The sequence below is a fragment of the Salinimonas lutimaris genome (assembly GCF_005222225.1).
GTDB classification, from domain to species: Bacteria; Pseudomonadota; Gammaproteobacteria; order Enterobacterales; family Alteromonadaceae; genus Alteromonas; species Alteromonas lutimaris.
The window spans coordinates 3,953,366-3,973,716 of sequence record NZ_CP036536.1 but is presented as its reverse complement, the minus strand read 5'-3'; the positions used below and the strand labels follow the sequence as shown (position 1 = coordinate 3,973,716).

Sequence of the window (20,351 nt, the reverse complement as noted above, 5' to 3'; positions counted from 1 at the left end):
ATACATACACTCTTATTTACACACCGGCAACTGAACAACAGGATGAAAAAAGCACTTCCGGCCTATTATTATCTGGATCATTTTCACGAATTTCTGGGGTATTTTGATGCCCATTCACACACCTTACTGGACGAGCAAAGCCGACAGTTCATTGCGGCTTTTCGCGCATTGGACAGGGATCAGCAGTGTCTGATAGCACGCGCAGCCAACAGAAAGTACGCACTGATCAATCGCACTCAGTTTAATTATGCAGAGATCAATGAGCCTCAGCAGCATCTTGATGCACTGACTGCCCAGGGCTGGTTTGCTGATATGACTCAGGCCAGTATTCAGGATATTGCCGGAGTGGTCACCAAAGACACCTTGCTGGCGTGTCTGGCTGAATTTCCCGGTGTATCTGGCGTGTCGGCTAAAAAAAAGGCTGAGTTGGTCAGCCTGTTGTGTTCACTGGCCCAGACTCATGGCTGGCCAGCACAGCTGCCGGCCCAGGATTATCTGGTCAAACAGTTTGAGCCCACCTTGCGCTATCTGCTGTTTTTATATTTTGGCAATACCAAAGGTCGCCTGAATCAGTTTTCCATGCGTGATCTGGGTATTATGCGTACCCGTGAAGATGCCACCGGCACCGCAGCCCGCTTTGACTCTGCCGAGGATGCCGCGGCAGCGTTTTTTTATGCCCGCGGACTGGATGACCTGACTTATCTGTCGGCGGCGCAAAAAGAAGCGGTTGGGCGCAGTAGTATGCCGGTCACTGAGGGGCCGCTAAGCTTGCGTCTGGCTGAAAAATACCAGCATAAACTAGGGGTTCAGCTGCTCGATAGTGACCGGGCGCTGGGCTTACAGGTATTGCAGCAAGCGCCGGGTGATGCGGCCAGAGAAAAATGGCTGCGAGAGTATTATAAAGACGGCCACAAAGAGGCGGTGAAAACCGAGCTTGAAAGTATTATCGATAACCCGGCCTCTGACTCATTGCTGGCTTTTGCCGAGGATTTCTACACCCGCAAATATCATAAAAAGCGCACCAGTGTGATGACGGATATGTTGCGCAGTGCCAGCCGCCAACTGGCGTTGGATATCAGCCAGAATCAGTCGGTTGAGCAGGGGGTGGTTGGCTGGTACAAACGACACGGGGCGGCAGCCTGGCGCACCGAAAATCGTCCCTGGCGTGTGTTGTTCGGGCTGACTTTCTGGCAGTTGTTATTTGAAAAAGACAGTCTGGTAACAGAGTTCGATCGGCGTCCGCAAAGCCTTAAATACAATACGTTTTATCACAGCTTTGGGGCGGATATTGAAGCGCTGCTAAGCCAGTTTGCCACCCCTGCCGACTTGCGTCTGCATCTGACCCGGCAGGCCAGTACGCATTTTGGCAAGGTTAATAGCGTCTTTATGTGGCGACAAACCCTGCTCGACACCGTGAATGTGATGCTGGAGCACATTCCTTTTGCGCAGATACTGACCATACTGCGCATGATGTGTAAGGACTTTGCTGCATTATCTGACGGCTTTCCTGACATTATGGTAGTGGAGGACGGTAAGGTCAGGTTTGAGGAGATAAAGGCCCCGGGGGATGTCTTGCGGCGTAATCAGCTGATTACGATTCAGCGTTTGCAGCAAGCCGGACTGACCGTCAATATTACTCAGGTTGAATGGGTGCAGGACCCGATGCAGCCTTATGTAGTGGTAGATATTGAAACCACCGGTGGTAAACAGGACTATCACCGGATTACCGAAATTGGCATGGTAAAAATGATCAACGGCGAGGTAGTGGACAGCTGGCAGTCGCTGATCAATCCGCAGCGCAGCATTCCGTCTTCCATTACCCGCCTGACCGGCATTGATAACGCAATGGTGGCCGACGCGCCCACCTTTGCCGAGGTGGCTGACGAAGTGGATGCATTTACCCAGGACTGCGTGTTTGTGGCGCACAATGTGAATTTTGATTATGGTTTTTTTAAACTGGAATTTGCCCGGCTGGAGCGCGCCTACCGGCGGCCCAAACTGTGCACGGTAGTGCAGATGCGTCGGGCCTGTCCGGGGCTGTCATCTTATTCACTGGCTGCCCTGACTGCGCATTTTGGTATCGATATGCAACGCCATCACAGAGCCATGTCGGATGCCCGGGCAGCCGCCAGCCTGTTAAATATTATTCATGAACGCACGGCCTGTTACGCGGTAACGTAACAGGGTAAAAACGTGTGGAGCTAATAATGCAGCTAGACGAAGTGACCCGGTCGCGGGTGATTGAAATGGCGTGGGAGGATCGCACGCCCTTTGAAGCTATCGAAAATCTGTACGGATTGTCAGAAAAAGAGGTGATTCGGCTGATGCGTGGTCAGCTGAAGGCAAAAACGTTTAAGAACTGGCGGGCCCGGGTAAGTGGGCGCAAAACCAAACACAAAGCGCTGCGCCCTGCCGGCGTGGAACGCGGCTATTGTCCGTCTCAGTACAAACCCGCCGGGGCTAATAAATAGCTACTTTTTTGCTGTGGTCAGCGGTAGCATCAGGGCCATAGTCTGTTGCCGCCAGCCGGACGGAAACAGGATAGTGTTGTGGCTGCCACACACCGATTGTGCTTGAAGTACCATTTGTAACATGTGCTGATAGCGGTGGCTGTTCTGTTGTATCTGTTCCACATCGCGCATCACACTATCAATCAGATGGTCTGAACTGGCGGAACCGGCTGCCCGGTAACGCTTGATCAGCGCATGCAGAATATAGGTTTCCCACTCTGGGCGGTAGCTGGCATGAAGTCGTTCAGGAAAGTAGCGTAAATCAGCAATATCCTGATCCAAATCGACAATATCATCAGGGTCATCAAATAACACCCGCAGGGCAAGTAGCAATGACGGTGTGAGCCGGTTTAACGGAAGTTGTTGCTTGAGTTGACTGATGGTGCCGGTCATGATCAAAAGCTTACGGTTAACGAGTGATAATCAGTGTCTCACATCTGCCTGCTGGTTCCGGTACAATTAACAAAACGTAATTCTGAGCATTGAACTGCTGTTCGGGGGCTCACGTAACTATTATGCACTGTTAAGTGCGTACGCGTTCTTGCTTTTGGCCCGCGCTTCGCGGGCCTTTTTTCTATCAACGAATCCGCGAGCGAATACCTACTTGTAAACGATGGGTTGCATCAATCAGATCATAGCCCACAAACCAGCTGGTGCTGGGCAGGCCAGGGATTTGCGCAAAACAGTCAACTGAGAAGCCATGACCGGTACCGATGAAGTCTTCGGTCAGTGTACCCCGCGGCCCGAAGTGTTCGCTGGTATAAGAATAGTAGGCGGCATAACTTACCGGGTATTCTGCAACCGGCAGCAGCCCGGCAAATCCTGTAGTGAGCTTGGTTTCGGCTTCATCAACCCGCTGTACCCATTCCACCGTGGCGGCATGGCTGTTGTCTAAATCATAGCGATACTCTGCGCGGGTAAAGTTACCGCTTAGCATTCGCTCAAGACCCAGTTCAATATGGTGGCGGCGGGCGACGCGTGACGAGTATTCAAATTCGTAATAATTCATTTCATCGGGAAAATCCAGCGCATTAGCCGCATCTAAATCGTCCAGGTTACCTGCCACAAACTCCACCGCGGTATCGTCGTCAACCGCCACAACCTGACGAATTCCTTTGATCCAGCCATCGTAAGACAAGCCGGTTAACGATACATGACCTTTATAAGTGGGCAGCACCCCCACTTCAGTTTTGCCGCCGTCATAGGTTTTGCGCACAAACAATCGACGCATGTACAGGTTGTGTGAATTGCCATCAAAACTATTTCGGGTATTGGCAAAAGAGTCGCCGGTTGTTATCAGACCGTTAATACTCCAGGAGTTATCTGAGGTCAGATTCACCGTGGGATAATAGCGTAGTCGGTACTGCCATTTTTCTTCTCGATCGGTACGGCCATCCATCCGGACTTCGGTGTCCAGCGTGTGGTGGTAAGACAACGGGTTTTCTGCGTGGGCGGATAAGGTTGTGCAAGCACACAGTAATGCGGATACGCTGCTTAAAAGCTTCATGCTCATTCGTACTGTCCTGATAATCGAATGTTAAACGATGGTGAGCGATTTAGCAGAAATAGTGCCAGCCAAAAAAAACCGCTGAACTATTCAGCGGCCAAATTTTTGGGTAAAGCAAGATTGCTTGCCTTTTAACAAAAGGAAACATACAACAATCACGGGAGAAGTGATATGAAGTAACTGCAGTCTACTCTTTGTTTTTTGTCACGAAAATTAGCAAAAATGAATTAAAACAATCGCTTTTTTGCTATATAGCTTGTGACAAATCTAAGACACAAAAAAAGCACCCCTTCACGAGGTGCTCCATGCGTAATGATTAGGAAATGCCTAATTTTTTCTCAAGGTAGTGGATGTTAGTTCCACCAGCAAAGAAGTTTTCATCCGCCATAATCGAACGTTGCAGCGGAATATTGGTTTTAATGCCTTCAACCACTAACTCGTCCAGTGCGTGGCGCATTCTGGCAATGGCTTCATCACGGCTTTCACCGTAAGTGATGAGTTTACCAATCATCGAGTCGTAGTAAGGTGGTACTGTGTAACCGGCATAAATATGCGAGTCCCAGCGCACGCCTAAACCACCCGGTGAATGGAACATATCAATGTTACCAGGGCTGGGGATAAAGGTTTGCGGGTCTTCGGCATTGATACGACACTCAATGGCGTGGCCACGGATCTGAATTTGTGACTGATCGATAGACAGTGGCTGACCAGCAGCAATTCTTAACTGCTCTTTAATCAAATCCACACCAGTGATCATCTCAGACACCGGGTGTTCTACCTGAATCCGGGTGTTCATTTCAATGAAATAAAACTCGCCGTTTTCATACAAAAATTCAAATGTACCAGCACCACGGTAACCAATTTCAATACAGGCGCGGCGGCAGCGGTCACCGATTTTATTGCGCATCTGTTCAGAGACACCTGGTGCCGGAGCTTCTTCCACGACCTTCTGGTGACGACGCTGCATCGAGCAGTCGCGCTCACCTAAGTGAATGGCATTACCCTGGCCATCTGCCAGTACCTGAATCTCAACGTGACGTGGGTTTTCCAGGAACTTTTCCATGTACACAGTGGCATTACCAAAGGCTGCGCCGGCTTCTGCCTGAGTGGTAGCAATCGCGGAAATCAGTTCAGATTCTTTGCGAACCACCCGCATACCGCGACCACCACCGCCACCGGCAGCTTTAACAATAATGGGGTAGCCGATGCGCTTGGCAATGCTCTTGTTCTTTTCTTCATCGTCGGTCAGCGGGCCATCTGAACCTGGTACACAAGGTACACCGGCTTTTTTCATGGCGTTGATGGCCGACACTTTGTCACCCATCAGATTGATGGTCTCGGCGGTAGGGCCCACAAAGATGAAGCCGCTTTTTTCCACCGCTTCGGCAAATTCAGCGTTTTCCGCCAAAAAGCCGTAACCCGGGTGGATAGCGATAGAGTTAGTGACTTCCGCCGCAGCAATAATGCGCGGAATGTTAAGGTAGCTTTCTGTTGCAGAGGCTTTACCAATACAAATGGATTCGTCTGCCAGCAGAACGTGCTTTAAGTTTCTGTCTGCCGTAGAGTGAACTGCAACGGTTTTGATGCCCAGTTCTTTACAGGCACGCAAAATCCGAAGTGCAATTTCACCACGGTTAGCAATGAGTACTTTATCTAGCATAACACCCAGCCTGATTATTCGATGATGAACAGAGGTTGATCAAATTCAACCGGATCCTGATTTTCTACCAGAATAGCTTTTACCACGCCGGCTTTGTCGGCTTCGATTTGGTTCATCATTTTCATGGCTTCAATAATGCACAGGGTATCGCCAACATTCACGCTCTGGCCTACTTCAACAAACGACTTGCTGGTAGGTGAAGATGCACGGTAGAACGTACCGACCATGGGAGATTTTACCTGATGACCGGTCGGGCCTTCTGGCTCAGCTGGTGCTGCTGGTGCAACAGATGCTGCAGCCGGAGCAGGTGCTGCTGGTGCGGCTGGTGCCGCTACCGTGTAGTTCATCGGCGCAGCGTTGGCACTTGGACCACGGTGAATACGTACAGATTCTTCACCTTCGGTGATTTCCAGCTCGGCAACGCCTGATTCTTCAACCAGCTCGATGAGTTTTTTGATTTTTCTGATATCCATGGTCTGTCTCTGCTTATTTTGTCGGGTTATTTGATTGTTTGAAATTTAATGCTGCACTTAGCGCAAGTTCATAGCCCTGAGCGCCCAGGCCAACAATAATGCCGGCGGCAACATCGGATAAATAGGAATGGTGGCGAAACGGCTCGCGGGCATGTACATTAGACATGTGCACCTCGATAAACGGGATGTTAACCGCTAACAATGCATCGCGCAGGGCCACACTGGTATGGGTAAATGCCCCCGGATTGATAATGATGGCATCAATGTTATCCATTGCGGCATGAATGCGATCAATCAGGGCGTGCTCGGCATTTGACTGAAAATGCGCCAGTGTTGCATTGGCCTGTTCAGCCTGAGCAGACAACGTATCTACAATGTCCTGCAAAGTCTGACTACCATAAGTTTGTGGCTCACGCTTGCCTAACATATTCAGGTTAGGCCCGTTTATTAATAGAATATTCATTAAAAATGCTGCTATCTTGCCGTATATGACCAATTAAAGTTCATTTTAAGCAAAAAAACTGGTTGGTTGCACGAAAAAAAGCCAGTTTTTCTCTCGCCTGTGATAATTAACCGACGATTATAGTTGATGTGGTTTGTTTCGCAGCAAAATACTGGTCTAATCAGGTAATTTCGCGACAAAATCTACTTACTGGAAGAGCTCTCAAAACGAAAGGGCACGGACTGATACTGGCCATCAGGCAGGGCTTTGTACACGGCAAAATGCAGATGGGGCAGTGACGAAAATCCTGTGTTACCCGAATACCCCAGCAAGGCACCGGTGTTAACGCGCTGCCCGATATGTACTGCGGCGCCGTGATATTGAAGGTGGTAATACTCGCCAGTGGTGCCATCCTGATGCAGTACCACCACATAATTAGCGTAACGGGCAAAATCAGCAGTGGGGCCGCTCCGGTTATGGGACTGTTGAAGGTCGATAACCATACCGGCCCGGGCTGCCAGTATCGGTGTGCCTACCGGCGCGGCAAAATCTACCGCATAGCGGGAACGACCCTGATGAGAAAACGTGCCGTTGTTACCCTGCACAATCGGATACTGGTCAGCCGGTTGTAACGGATAAGCATAACGAGCAGTGTCATCATGGCTAGCATCAAGACGCCCGGGCGTCCACTTAACCTGCATCTGCGGCCAGAACGCAGCGGGGTCAGACACTACACCCAGCGGGTAGGGAGTATCATTGGTAAGACTGACCGTAACCGGCCGGGCAAGCTGTCGGCTGTACAGGGTGACAACCACCGGATGCGGACGCTGCCGGTGGGCCTGAATCTGTCCGGCCTTATCGGTGGTAATACAAAACCAGTTGGCAAAGCATCCTTGACGGGCAGCAGCAGGGGCCGCGGTGATCCACAGGATGCACAACGCAGTCACTGCTGCCGGACGGATCACCGGACTGGCGCCAGCATCCGGCTGACATGGCCGGCAAACGGGCCGGGGCGCATAAACCCGGTGACCCGTGCCTTGGGTAGTTCATTACCCTGGGTGTCGAAAAATAAAATGGTCGGTAAACCCAGTATCCTGAATTCTTTTTGAAACGCCAGGTTGGCAGGGGTGTTGTCCGTCAGATCTATCTGCATCCATACCGTATTGGCCAGAGCGCTCTGGACTTGCTTATCGACAAAGGTATATTTTTCAAACTCTTTGCAGGCCACACACCAGTCGGCGTACAAGTCCACCATCACACTTTTACCCTGAGCAGAGGCTGCTGCCACTTTTTGTTTCAAATCCTGCACACTTTTGACCACCATAAACGATGGGTGACCGGCCTCCACGGCCGGCGCGGTGACACCGACATTACTGACCGGGGAAGCAGTATGCTTACCACCGGCATTTTGCCAGGTGTGATAGCCCAGCAGTACACTGGCAAACAGGCCGGTAAAGATAACCGCAGTGCGCACGCCTTTAGCAAAAGACGGCGGTGAGGACTGATTCATGACACTGAAATAGCTAAATGTTGCCAGCCCCAGCAAAGCCCAGAGCCCGTCAGATAACGGGGTGTTCCACACCCGCTCGATAAAAATAATCGCCACGGCCAGCATCATAAAGCCAAATGTCACTTTAATAATATTCATCCAGTGACCGGCTTTAGGCAGCAGTTTACCCCCGGTCAGGCCAAACAGAATCAGCGGAATACCCATGCCCAGGCTTAGTACATACAAAGAGACAAAACCCAGCACCACATCACCACTTTGGGCAATAAACAGCAAAATACCGGTCAGTGGGGCCGTGGTGCAGGGCGAGGCGATAAGTCCGGACAGCGCCCCCATAACAAACACACCTGCCACATTGCCCTGTTTTTGCCGCTGACTGACCGCATTTAGGCGGTTTTGCCAGGCCGAGGGTAATTCCAGATTAAATGCGCCGAACATGGCCAGCGCGAGCAGCACAAACAAGGTGATAAAAATGCCCAGAATAAGCGGACTTTGCAGGGCAGCCTGAAACTGCACGCCGGCCGAGGCCACAATCAGTCCCAGCAGGGAATAGGTAATGGCCATACCCTGCACGTACACAAACGACAACCAGAACGTGCGGCTGCTACTATGGCGCTGTTTGCCGTGCCCCAGCACAATTCCCGAGAGTATCGGATACATCGGAAAGACACAGGGGGTAAAGGCCAGACCGATACCCAGTGCCAGAAATAACAGCAGTGTCACCGGCAGATTGTCCTGACTGGCCAGCCGCTCGGCTAGCGAAAACTGCTGTGACTGCGCTTTATCAGTCTGGTCCGAGTTGGCATTAGAGGCCGCGCCCACCGCTTCCAGATACACCACCTTGGTAGTCGCCGGATAACAAAAGCCGGCATCAGCGCAGCCCTGATAGCGAATTTTAACCGTGCTGTCCGGCGCTGCCTGCTCTATCGGAATGGTGAAGGTCAGTGACTGGTGATAGACCTCTGATAAACCAAAAAACTCGTCTTCTTTTTCGTCTCCGGTCGGTAAGGATAGCGGGCCGACGGTGGCATTTTTGGTGGCGGTTTTAAACTGCTTTTTGTACAGGTAATAACCATCGGCGATATCAAAGGTGACAACCAGAGCATCATCTTGTTGTTTGTAGTCAAACGCAAACGCGTCCTCAACCGGCAAAAACTGCGGGGTATCGCCAAACGGGTCAGTAAAACCGCCATCAGGGATCTGGGCAAAACTGGCGGTACTGACAAATACCCATAGCAACAGCAGGCGGGCCAGGTTTATCACTTTACACTACTCCGTTAATAAAAATTTACGTGCGGGTTTGCTCAAGCACCCAGCTCAGATAACTGCTGCTGCCGTTAACCTGTGGTACTTCCACCCATTCCGGTTCGTCATACGGATGCATTGATACCACCAGTGCATATGCCTGGCTGACCTTATCGGTGGCGGTTTTAATCAGTAACTGACATTCGTTATCCTGCTCGACTTTACCCTGCCAGCGATAGGTTGATGTCACCGTGCCCAGCTGTTTGACGCACGCTGCCAGCCGCTGTTCAACCAGGGCCGTGGCGATTTTCTGAGCTGTTTGGGTGTCCGGCACCGTACAAAACACCATACTCACAGACATCTCATGCTCCATATGACCCTCACCTTATGATCATTCTTTCAGAAATTATGGCATTAAGGTAACAGATAGTCGGACTGATTATGGAATTTATCGGGCAGGTTATCGTCTATAGCTTGAGTAACGTGATTTTGCCCAAATCATTAGTACCGTAATAGTGAAAGAGGACTTGTTTTGCGATTTTTATTTTTAATTTTTGCCGTTTTTACCATTGTTGAGATTGCTGTACTGGTAAAAGTGGGCGAAATGATTGGCGGCTGGAATACCATTGCCCTGGTGTTGCTGACCGCGTTTATCGGCTCTTATTTTGTGAAGCGTGAGGGGTTGCAGACCTTACAGGTTGCGCAGGAAAAAATGCAGCGTAATGAGCTGCCAGGTAACGAAATTGTACAGGGCCTGATGCTGGTGGTGGCCGGGGTACTGATGGTGACGCCGGGCTTTGTTACTGACATTTTGGGGATACTGCTGGTGTTACCGGGTACGCGTCACTATATGGCTAGTCACGTATCCAAACACATGAAAGCCAGAGTGGTCACATCCGGCGGGTTCGGGCAGGGGCCTTTTGGGCCGCAGGGCAATCCGTTTGATCAGGGGCCGTCCCAGCAAGGCCCGCAGCATGACAGTAACGGCGATGTGTACGAAGGTCAGTACACCGACAAAACTGAGCAGGACGACAATCACCGTCTGCGCTAATTCAGAACGATTCTGAGCACAGCCGCTGTTGATAGCGATGAAATCAACAGCGGTTTTTTTATGTCTAAAAAATTTTACTTTTTTTAACCAAAGCCCCTTGAGATTGTATGGTGGCTACCCCATCTATCCTCGCAGTATGAAGTTTGAAGCAGTTGTTTAATTGCTTCTTTTAACAACAGTTCAGCATCACTGATGATGCTTGGCTAAATAACTAACTTTTGAATAGTTGGAATTTTCAGGAGACTTGAAAATGGCAATTCGTCCTTTACACGACCGCGTAATTGTTAAGCGCGCAGAGCAAGAATCTAAATCAGCAGGCGGTATCGTTCTGACTGGTTCTGCGGCAGAAAAATCTACACGCGGTGAAGTTATCGCAGTAGGTAACGGTCGCATCCTAGAAAACGGCGAAGTAAAAGCGCTGGATGTCAAAGTAGGCGACACCGTTATTTTCAGTGACGGTTACGGCGTTAAAACCGAAAAGCTGGACGATCAGGAAGTGCTGATCATGAGCGAAAGCGACATTCTGGCAATCGTAGAATAATTTACCGTTTTAACCGTATTTAGAGGAATTTAAACATGGCAGCTAAAGAAGTACGTTTTGGAGATGACGCTCGCACAAAGATGCTGAAGGGCGTAAACATCCTGGCTAACGCAGTTAAAGTCACCTTGGGTCCTAAAGGCCGTAACGTAGTACTGGACAAGTCTTTCGGTGCTCCGACTATCACTAAAGATGGTGTTTCTGTAGCCAAAGAAATCGAACTGGAAGATAAGTTTGAGAACATGGGCGCGCAGATGGTGAAAGAAGTTGCTTCTAAAGCCAACGACGAAGCCGGTGACGGTACTACCACTGCAACAGTTCTGGCACAGGCCATTGTAACTGAAGGTCTTAAAGCGGTTGCTGCGGGCATGAACCCAATGGACGTGAAGCGCGGTATCGACAAAGCTGTTGCGGCAGCGGTTGAAGAGCTGAAAGCGCTGTCTACTGATTGTGCCGATGGTAAATCTATCGCTCAGGTAGGTACTATTTCTGCAAACTCTGACCTTGAAGTAGGCGAAATCATCGCTGAAGCAATGGAAAAAGTAGGCAAAGAAGGCGTTATCACGGTTGAAGAAGGCCAGGCACTACAGAACGAACTGGAAGTAGTTGAGGGTATGCAGTTTGACCGCGGTTACCTGTCTCCTTACTTCATCAACAACCAGGAAAACGGCACAGTAGAACTGGACAACCCGTTCATCCTGCTGGTTGATAAGAAAATTTCTAACATCCGTGAACTACTGCCTACCCTTGAAGGTGTAGCGAAAGCAGGCAAGCCGCTGCTGATCATCGCAGAAGATGTGGAAGGCGAAGCGCTGGCGACACTGGTAGTAAACAACATGCGCGGTATCGTAAAAGTGGCTGCGGTTAAAGCACCTGGTTTTGGTGACCGTCGTAAAGCCATGCTGCAGGATATTGCTATTCTGACTGGCGGTACAGTTATCTCTGAAGAGATTGGTCTGGAGCTGGAAAAAGCGCAGCTGGAAGATTTAGGTACAGCAAAACGCGTTGTTATCAATAAAGATGAAACAACCGTGGTTGACGGTGCTGGCGAAGAAGCCGCCATTGAAGGTCGCTGTGCGCAAATTAAAGGTCAGATCGAAGAGTCCTCTTCAGATTATGACAAAGAAAAACTGCAGGAACGTCTGGCTAAACTGTCTGGCGGTGTTGCAGTCATCAAGGTTGGCGCTGCCACCGAGATGGAAATGAAAGAGAAGAAAGACCGCGTTGAAGATGCCCTGCACGCAACCCGTGCTGCGGTTGAAGAAGGTGTGGTCCCTGGTGGTGGTGTTGCTCTGGTACGTGCTGCGGCAAAAGTACTGGATTTGCAAGGCGACAACGAAGACCAGACTCACGGCATCAACATGGCACTACGTGCAATGGAAGCGCCTCTGCGTCAAATCGCCACTAACGCAGGTGCAGAAGCTTCTGTAGTGGTTAACGCGGTTAAAGGCGGCGAAGGTAACTACGGTTACAATGCCGGCAACGACACTTACGGCGACATGCTGGAAATGGGTATCCTTGACCCAACTAAAGTTACCCGTTCTGCACTGCAGTTCGCGTCTTCAGTAGCCAGCCTGATGATCACTACCGAAGCCATGGTAGCTGAACTGCCTAAAGACGAACCAGCTGCTCCGGACATGGGCGGCATGGGCGGAATGGGCGGCATGGGCGGCATGATGTAAGAATCGCCCCGCTTTCATGGTCATTATAAATCAATGACTTAGAAGCCTATCGAAACCAACTGTGGTACGTTTTGTGTCACGGTTGGTTTCACACTTTTCCCTTAATCTTTTTCTACGATATTCCATCAGCTTCCCAATAGCTACCCCTTATCTTTACCTCAATCAAATAAGCTCTGTATGGCTCTCTACGATCACGTGACGTAGACATAAGCCAATGCCTTACTGTGTCTGAAAGTCTTCTCACAGAACACCTCACGATCTCCTATGAGTACAGGGGGGAGGGGGCGAGGTAATACCCTTCCTATGCGATTGCGGCGTTCCATGATTCTCGAAAAAAACGTGCGGATGGTTTGTTCAATTTTTAGAGTTCTTCGCAAGTTCCAATTGCAATATGTGGGGTAAAGTCAGTAGCTTTCAGCGGTATACCTAACTCTTCGTACTCATTTGTAAATCCGCTAGTTTTAGCGTACACAAACCGCTTTGTAGATGGCTGAAATCGAAAAGTATCAAAGTTACTCTCACATTTTTGTGATTGTACGTTTGCCATCTTCTCACAAGAAGGCATGATAAATTCGTCTGGAGCGCCAAATTCTTTGACGGACACAAGATCCTCATTTTGTAATTTCAAAAGATATTTTGCTCCGCTCAGAAAATCCGTCGTTTCCCATTTACTAGACTTGAATGCTAGACCAGACACAACGTCAGCAATACACAAATATTGTGACTCTCCAGCTATCACTTTTGATGGTGTAACCATTGTGGCTGTCAGAAGTAAAGCGTTTATGATTTTCATTGCATCAGCTCCATTGATGTTTAATTTGCTTTCAAAGCTTATCGTAGTTTCGCACATTGGTAATACTCTTATTCTGGTCGCTAAACACATAAGATTAAGACTTGTATAGTTCTAGACAATAAAAGGTTAAGGAGGCGTCACAATCTCTCAATTAAAGTATGACATTGTCACAATCTGAACTTTAAGAGTTGTTGACACTTCTCTCTGTCCCTGTAAGAACCTCTTAAGTTTCTGATATTCACTAAGAGTAAATGATGGCACTGATAGGATTCGCTAGTGTCTCCACCAATCAGCAAGATCTAACATCACAAGCTGAGCGTCTGACTGAATACGGTTGTGAAAAGATCTTCCAAGGTAAACACTCCGGTAAAGAAGAGTCCAATAAGCAAGCCCTAGCGTCTCTCATTGATTATGTGCGTAGTGGTGACACTGTGGTAGTGACTAAATTGGACAGACTGAGTCGTGCACTCTCTCAGGTACTCAACTGTCTGGATACCTTCACAGATAAACAAGTTGTTTTCGTTGCGATTGAGCAAGGGATAGACACTAGCAACAAAAAAGACCCTCTCAGTAAAGCTATGGTCCAGTTACTAGGTATGTTTGCTGAACTGGAAAGGAACTTCATTATCTCTCGTACCAGAGAAGGTAAGGCCGCTAGTGGTAACTATGGAGGTCTTAAACCCAAGTTAAACAGTAAGCAGGAGCAAGAGGTCATCACTAAGCTGTCACAGGGAGTCAGCAAGGTTGTATTAAATAAACAATATGGTGTCTCTAGGGCGACCATATTAAACATCAGTAGAAAGGTAGTGTAATAGCCTCTCAGAGCCTTCCTGATGACATTCGTAAGGTCATGAATACCCTTGGGGCGCTATGGATATTGCAGCGTAGAACGCATTGTAGAGCGTTTGAGGGGGATGCTATTTATGACCCCGTACTGAATACCCTGACTACCAGAACATAAGTGTAAACATGCGGGAATCATAGCGACCTATACAACTGGTCAATCTTTCTCCCTGACCATAAGAAAGAAACGTAAAGAAAGAACATTAGGGTATACCTTAAGGAACCCCATTGGGATATGACCACTACTGATTGATATCTATTGTGTAAGTGCCTCATGGATACCATGAGGACCACCATAGTTAATCAACTGATATGGTTACTATATATGGTCATATAGCCTTAGGGATTACCTCACGTAACCTCGTTAGGTGGTAGATCAATAACTGATACCACTAATTGTTATAAACTTAAAGATACCCTAGGGACCATCAAGGTTAGATCTACGGATAGTATCAATATTGGTTACTTACGTTATGGCCCCCAATGCCTTCCCTATAGCTCAGACTATTAAGTAGCAATTAATGTGGTCATCATCATAAAAGGCCACTCTCTTTGACCTCCCTAGATTTTTACCTTAACTCTCTCAAGAATATTCCCTAGAAAATAAACTAAGCAAGGAGCACAACACACATGAATACCATTGCACTCTCTAAAATCAACCTTAAGGCACCTACTCAGTTGAGGTCATTAGGTGAGGATATGAGCCACGTAGAAGACCTAGCGCATTCATACGCTGACACTGGGTCTTTCAGGGAACTACCATGGGTTGCCCTGATTAAAGACACTAACGAATATGTGCCTATTGATGGGTTCCATAGGTTAGCAGCTTTAAAGTGGTTAGCAGAACAAGAAGAGATAGAGTGTCACGTAGACCTCAATAATGTCTCAGTAAGACTAACTGAGTTTGATACCATGGCTGAGGCAACTGTAGCGGCTGCTGGGGTCAATGCTAATCATGGTCTAAAGCGTAAGAGCACAGATATACAAAACGCAATCCAAAAGCTACTAGAGGTAGACCGCATAGGCTTCTCAAAGAACAAGTTTACGTTAGACAGTGAAGCCATCATGAAGGCGGCCAAGTGTTCCTCTGCGACCTATAGGAGAGCCACTGAAGAAATCCGCAAGGAACTCACTGATGCTCGTGACTTTGAGGTCAAACGCTTAAATTACGAGGGTATTTCTCAACGTGAGATTCAACTAAGGACGGGTGTATCCCAAAAGACTATTAGTAGGATTCTTAGTGAGTCAAAACGCTCATTGAGCAAAATGACTCAAAATGAAAGTGGGCAAAAAGCGCATGATGCGGAAATTACTCAGGGGGAGCCAAATGCGCATGATGCGCAAATGGGACAGTCTAATGACCAAGGTGTCCCAAAAACGCATGATGCGCAAACGGAACAGTCAGACGGCCAAGGTGGTCCAAAAACGCAAGATGCGCAAATGGACCAGTCAGACGACCAAGGTGGTCCAAAAACGCCTGATGCGCAAATGGGACAGGATGAATCTGAAAGTGAGTCAAAAACGCAAGATGCGCAAATGACTCAGGAAGATTCTGAAAGTGAGTCAAAAACGCAAGATGCGCAAATGACTCAAGAGGAACCTACAGCGTTCACTCACATTACCTCTGCAAAGGTCTCAGAGAACCCATGGGACGAATACGAGAAAGCCACTGAGGAACAGTCTGCAGGGGACGACTGTCCTTTTTTAGTAGATAATGGTTCCACAAGTGAGACTAAAGTAAATGTAGAACAAAGTTCAGGTATGAGTGACGACGAGCTGTCCGGTCTCTTAGCGGGACTGTCAACAGCACAAAAGGAATTAGCAATGCGGTTCCTAGAAAACCTTTAAGCACCTCTATGGCTGTCCCTAACGGGATGGCCTTTTTTATCCCTGACCATCAGACAATCAGTCATCCACTACTTCAACTAATTATCCCTGACCATTAGAAGAAAGAAAGCCTTTCGATTACGTGAAGCTATCCATAAGTACGTTTTGAGGTCTCTTCACAAACGTGAGTCCCACTGTTGAAACTAGTCCCTTCAACAATCTCACTACCTTTAGTTTCAGCCTCAGGGTGTGCTTATTGATAGCTTCAGTCTGACAGGCTGTAATTGTTTCTTTTGTTTGTGTTCACGGCTCATGTAGTTCTATGTAGGTCAGTTACCTACGTGTCTAACGATAGGTCTACATGATACCTATGTAACGGCCCTAAGAATTCACCACGCTCACCTAGGGCCGTTACACCCTAAGGGGTCATCCCCAAAGCAAACCTTCATAACACTAACGGAATCCATCACGGAATATCCCCGTTAGTATTTTTTACATAACCGTTAAACATGGGCCATTGAATTATGACCAGTAATAACCTCAGTAAACCCAAAAGAACCACCATAGCGTTAACGCGTGAGGAGTACCTTGAGATAGACAAAGCAAGGAAGCACTTCATGGAGTCCCATGGCGTCAGTGTATCCCGTACCTCATTCATCACAAGCCTAGCGGCCAGATATAACAGAGCTAATGGCCTAGAGAAACCGTAAGGAATACCACTATGTTCAAGAAGAAAAGTAACCCAGTAGAACCCTCCTGTAAGTCACTCAGCATAGAGAAACCACAGAAGACCCGTATTGCATTCATTGAATTTAATGATGGCCGCAGAATCACACTTTCGCGCTCTCAGGACCAAAATGAGCAACTATTTAAAAGAGTCTACGGCATGACCCAAGAGTCAGCCTCACGAATAGCGGAAGACATAGCAAAGGTCTTTCTGTCAGGCTCTCTCTAAGTCCCTACAGAGGCCCTCAGGACCATCCTGAAGCCTTACCCCCTATCTCGTCTTGTGTGGCCTTACAGTTAACATCAGGCCCTCCTGAGACATCCCAAAAAGTAAACACAATCACATGAGAAATGCCTTAAGGAATAACCCTTCAGGGCTGCATTTGTGTGCCTATTCAAAAGGAAAATACATATGAAAAATACAGCTAATAAGTCAGACATTAAGACCCCAGTTAAGAACAAAGCGCTAGCTACTCCTGATGCCAATGCAGTGGGTGAACGAGTAGCCAATCAAATCATCGACAAAGCCACAGATACCCATGTGTTACTTAATGAAATTGACCGTATTGAAGTTGAGTCTACTGAGTATAAAACCCTAGTAGTTACCTCACGGCCTCAGGTAGCCCTTACAGGTGAGCAAGATGGATTCACTACTGCTCCGGTACTTAACAATGGTCAGCGTTATGTAGGCGTATCTGGTCTCTTTGGTAAGATCTATGCTCAGGCATTACTAACGGATGAAATCGTGAATGACGCTAAGATAGACCTTGAGTCTGAAGTGGTCCGGTTGACTAGTGATGACTTCCGCAATGTGTTGGTCACTGAGCTACTTTACGGTGATGAAAGCCGTAGCAATGGTATCCAGAGACTAAGGGGGATCCTACATGCCCGTATAGATAAACCTAACGGATTCTCAGAGGCCCTAAAGGCTGACAGTGAAAGACATCAGGATTTCTATCAAGTGGTCAAGACGGGTCTTAGCGGCTCATTTGGGGCTGATAGTGCGGCTATCCGGTCTTACTTTGTATCCCTTAAGAAATCCCTACCAACTGAGTATAAGCGCATGGCTAAATGGTACATGAATGCTGATGTATTTGAAGCATTGGAACAAGTGGTAGACAGTAACGGTCAGTCATTGCTGATTCATTGGGGCCGCTCTCCTTATAGCCGTGAAGAGTCCTTTATGATGCTAGGTCATCCCATTGTAATCATCGACCAGATGAACGGTGAAGGAGATAATGAGACCCCTGTAATATTTGGTGACTTCCGGTCTGCTATCAAGGTGTTGGATCTTAAAGGTGAAGGCTCGTATTTCACTGTGGACCAAGTGACCGTTAAGGGCGCTAATATCGTTTATGTTGATAGCCGTTACGGTGAAATCATGCAAGCTAATGACGCTCTCAGAGTGGCTCTACAGGCTGGGTAGCAAAACTAATAAGTACAAGCCGGATGACGTCAGTTATGTAAAATCTGGCTTGTATTTCAATAACCAACATATGATTATGTCAGTGCATCTCTTCCATAACTTACTAAAAGGGAGTTTTAAGGTCATGGCGTCTTACGAAGGAATGGCAGAAATAACTGATGAAGGGGTTAAGAAACATTTTAGAAATAGAGAACCCTTCGAAGCACTTTTTGAACTAATTTGGAATGGCTTTGATGCTAATTCTAAGACAGTTAAAGTGGTGCTAAATTGCAATGATATGGATGGGTTAGAATCCATTGAAATTATTGATGAAGGTGACGGTATAGACCTTACTTCATTGGATAAAAGTTTTAAAAATTTCTTCGAATCTTCCAAAAAGAATAATGACGACAAACATGGCTCTCAGGGGATAGGTCGTCTTTCATTTCATATGTTATGCGCAAATGCTACTTGGTTCACTAGACGAAACAATGTAGACGGAAGGATAGATATTGATGCATCTGCTATCAGAAAGTTTAATTGGCAGGACATAGAGCCGTCAGACCAATATGCTTATATATCGAGTCTGAAATCTGGTACTTGTGTTTTACTAAGAAATTTTACGGGTTCTAATAAAGTCCCTCTGCGAGATGATTTAAAAAAGAAATTAAGTAAAGAATTTGGGTGGTTTTTAGCTTTAAATAAAGAAAAATCCCTCTTGTTGGATGGGGAGTTAATAACTATTCCAAGTCACGACCTTCATGAAGTTAACAAAGTCGTTGGTGGTCATTCAGTTAATATTCGAGTTATTAGATGGGACGAGAAGCCAAGCTCAGAAAAGTCTTTCAATTATTTAATAAAAAATAATCACGAAGTAATTGAAAAACAACATAGTAAGGCTAATAACAAAGTTTCATTTTTTACAAGTGCCTACGCTTTTTCTGATGTACTTGAAAGGTATGATATTGATGGTTTGCAGATGGATTCAAGTCATCAAGAAACAAAGCGCCTAATAAATCAAATCTATCGAGAAATGACGGAATTTCAACGTGAAATCTACGATCAATACCTTGTAAAGCATGTAGATAGGGAAATTCAGCGATTTGAAGAAAATGGTTACTTTCCAAGCTATAACGGTGTACCTGAAGAGTATGCAAGGGTCAGGAAAGCGAATACTAAACGATTGGTAAAGGAAATATATATTTCTGATCCACAGGTTTTCAATAATGTGGGGAAAAAGCCTGCGAAAATATTGATCCGTCTTTTAGATAAAATACTCGTTTCTAATGAAAATGATTCTGTATTCGAAGTGCTTGAAGGTGTACTGGATTTAAGTGAAATGAGCATGGAGTCGTTAGCTGAACATTTGCGAACAACAACGCTGGAAAACATCGTGAGTACAATAGAAGTACTTAAGAAAAGACAGCATGCTGTACATTGTTTAAAGGAAGTAATGGAGAACCGCTTTCTAGAAGTACTCGAAACTCCAGACTTACAAAAGATCATTGAATCAAACACTTGGTTGTTTGGGCCTCAATATACGACCTTAGGGGCCGAAGAAGATGATTTCACTAGAATATCCAAGAATTTACGTGAAAGAATAAATGGCATCGATGGCATAACTGCAGGCGACATTGAACAAGAGAAACTCATTGATGGCGCAAAGCGACAAGTAGATCTGTTCCTAGCTAGAAAAATGAAAGCGTTTGATGCAAGAGGAAATAGCATTTTTAAGTGTGTCATCGTTGAAATTAAAAGACCTAGTGTTTCTTTGAACAAAAAGCACTTACAACAATTAGATGACTATGCTGAGATAGTATCCAAGTACCCAAGCTTTAATAGCGATAAAATGCATTTCGAGCTTATTTTAATTGGAAGAAAAATATCTAAAGATGATTTCCAGATTAAACAACGTAAGGAAAGTTTAAGGCATTGTGCTGAATATGGCCTAGTATCGGAGACCCCAAAAATAAAGTGTTATGTTAAAGATTGGTTCACAATTATCGATGAGTTTGAACTAAACAACAGTTATCTATTGGACAATTTGAATACAAAGCTTGAATCGCTCTCTGAGCAGAGCACTAATAAGCTGGTCCATCAGCTTCAGCAAAGTTAGAAAGGGTAATGGAGGTGTGGGATAAA

At 46.9% G+C, this 20,351-nt stretch carries 18 protein-coding genes; 9 read left to right on the top strand and 9 right to left on the bottom strand.

The window, feature by feature from the left end; genetic code table 11:
• Window positions 1-42: 42 nt before the first annotated feature.
• The gene (locus tag EZV72_RS17585) at window positions 43-2,181 is read left to right on the top strand and encodes an exonuclease domain-containing protein (RefSeq protein WP_137168458.1); all 2,139 of its coding nucleotides are present in this window, start codon (window positions 43-45) and stop codon (window positions 2,179-2,181) included.
• Window positions 2,182-2,207: 26 nt separating this feature from the next.
• Window positions 2,208-2,471: a TIGR03643 family protein gene (locus EZV72_RS17580; RefSeq protein WP_137168457.1), complete on the top strand. Its 264-nt coding sequence runs from the start codon at window positions 2,208-2,210 to the stop codon at window positions 2,469-2,471.
• Here the strand turns inward: EZV72_RS17580 and EZV72_RS17575 are convergent, their stop codons facing one another.
• The 8 genes from EZV72_RS17575 to cutA form a co-directional block, all read right to left on the bottom strand.
• On the bottom strand, window positions 2,472-2,903 hold the full coding sequence (locus tag EZV72_RS17575) for a hypothetical protein (RefSeq protein WP_137168456.1): 432 nt from the start codon (window positions 2,901-2,903) through the stop codon (window positions 2,472-2,474). It abuts the gene before it with no gap.
• A 184-nt stretch (window positions 2,904-3,087) separates the two neighbouring features.
• Window positions 3,088-4,023: a hypothetical protein gene (locus tag EZV72_RS17570; RefSeq protein ID WP_137168455.1), complete on the bottom strand. Its 936-nt coding sequence runs from the start codon at window positions 4,021-4,023 to the stop codon at window positions 3,088-3,090.
• A 310-nt stretch (window positions 4,024-4,333) separates the two neighbouring features.
• Window positions 4,334-5,677 carry an acetyl-CoA carboxylase biotin carboxylase subunit gene (gene accC, locus EZV72_RS17565; protein ID WP_137168454.1) on the bottom strand — a complete coding sequence of 448 codons (1,344 nt, stop codon included), beginning with the start codon at window positions 5,675-5,677 and terminating at the stop codon, window positions 4,334-4,336.
• A 14-nt stretch (window positions 5,678-5,691) separates the two neighbouring features.
• Window positions 5,692-6,150 (bottom strand): acetyl-CoA carboxylase biotin carboxyl carrier protein, encoded by a 459-nt coding sequence (accB, locus tag EZV72_RS17560; protein ID WP_137168453.1) that lies wholly within the window; start codon window positions 6,148-6,150, stop codon window positions 5,692-5,694.
• 13 nt (window positions 6,151-6,163) lie between these two features.
• Complete coding sequence (gene aroQ, locus EZV72_RS17555) at window positions 6,164-6,613, bottom strand: type II 3-dehydroquinate dehydratase (protein WP_137168452.1); 450 nt, start codon at window positions 6,611-6,613, stop codon at window positions 6,164-6,166.
• A gap of 182 nt (window positions 6,614-6,795) precedes the next feature.
• On the bottom strand, window positions 6,796-7,557 hold the full coding sequence (locus tag EZV72_RS17550; protein ID WP_232364461.1) for a M23 family metallopeptidase: 762 nt from the start codon (window positions 7,555-7,557) through the stop codon (window positions 6,796-6,798).
• Window positions 7,554-9,359, bottom strand: coding sequence for a protein-disulfide reductase DsbD (locus EZV72_RS17545; protein ID WP_137168814.1), 1,806 nt, complete (start codon window positions 9,357-9,359; stop codon window positions 7,554-7,556). Before EZV72_RS17545 ends, EZV72_RS17550 begins: the two co-directional genes overlap by 4 nt.
• Window positions 9,360-9,387: 28 nt before the next feature.
• A complete protein-coding gene (gene cutA / locus EZV72_RS17540) occupies window positions 9,388-9,705 on the bottom strand; it encodes a divalent-cation tolerance protein CutA (RefSeq protein ID WP_137168451.1) in 318 nt (105 codons plus the stop codon).
• 171 nt (window positions 9,706-9,876) lie between these two features.
• Here cutA and EZV72_RS17535 point away from each other — a divergent pair, with 171 nt between their 5' ends.
• The 3 genes from EZV72_RS17535 (at window position 9,877) to groL (ending at window position 12,615) form a co-directional block, all read left to right on the top strand.
• Window positions 9,877-10,395, top strand: coding sequence for an FxsA family protein (locus EZV72_RS17535; protein WP_137168450.1), 519 nt, complete (start codon window positions 9,877-9,879; stop codon window positions 10,393-10,395).
• A 250-nt stretch (window positions 10,396-10,645) separates the two neighbouring features.
• A complete protein-coding gene (locus EZV72_RS17530) occupies window positions 10,646-10,936 on the top strand; it encodes a co-chaperone GroES (protein ID WP_137168449.1) in 291 nt (96 codons plus the stop codon).
• 35 nt (window positions 10,937-10,971) lie between these two features.
• A complete protein-coding gene (gene groL / locus EZV72_RS17525) occupies window positions 10,972-12,615 on the top strand; it encodes a chaperonin GroEL (RefSeq protein WP_137168448.1) in 1,644 nt (547 codons plus the stop codon).
• Between the two features lie 361 nt (window positions 12,616-12,976).
• Here the strand turns inward: groL and EZV72_RS17520 are convergent, their stop codons facing one another.
• Complete coding sequence (locus EZV72_RS17520; protein WP_137168447.1) at window positions 12,977-13,408, bottom strand: hypothetical protein; 432 nt, start codon at window positions 13,406-13,408, stop codon at window positions 12,977-12,979.
• Between the two features lie 251 nt (window positions 13,409-13,659).
• Here EZV72_RS17520 and EZV72_RS17515 point away from each other — a divergent pair, with 251 nt between their 5' ends.
• From EZV72_RS17515 to EZV72_RS17500, 4 genes are all read left to right on the top strand, one after another.
• The gene (locus EZV72_RS17515; RefSeq protein WP_232364460.1) at window positions 13,660-14,220 is read left to right on the top strand and encodes a recombinase family protein; all 561 of its coding nucleotides are present in this window, start codon (window positions 13,660-13,662) and stop codon (window positions 14,218-14,220) included.
• A gap of 661 nt (window positions 14,221-14,881) precedes the next feature.
• On the top strand, window positions 14,882-16,099 hold the full coding sequence (locus EZV72_RS17510) for a hypothetical protein (RefSeq protein ID WP_137168446.1): 1,218 nt from the start codon (window positions 14,882-14,884) through the stop codon (window positions 16,097-16,099).
• Between the two features lie 1,117 nt (window positions 16,100-17,216).
• Window positions 17,217-18,230 carry a phage major capsid protein gene (locus EZV72_RS17505; RefSeq protein ID WP_137168445.1) on the top strand — a complete coding sequence of 338 codons (1,014 nt, stop codon included), beginning with the start codon at window positions 17,217-17,219 and terminating at the stop codon, window positions 18,228-18,230.
• A 124-nt stretch (window positions 18,231-18,354) separates the two neighbouring features.
• Entirely contained in the window at window positions 18,355-20,325 is a 1,971-nt protein-coding gene (locus EZV72_RS17500; RefSeq protein ID WP_137168444.1) for an ATP-binding protein, read from the top strand.
• Window positions 20,326-20,351 lie beyond the last annotated feature (26 nt).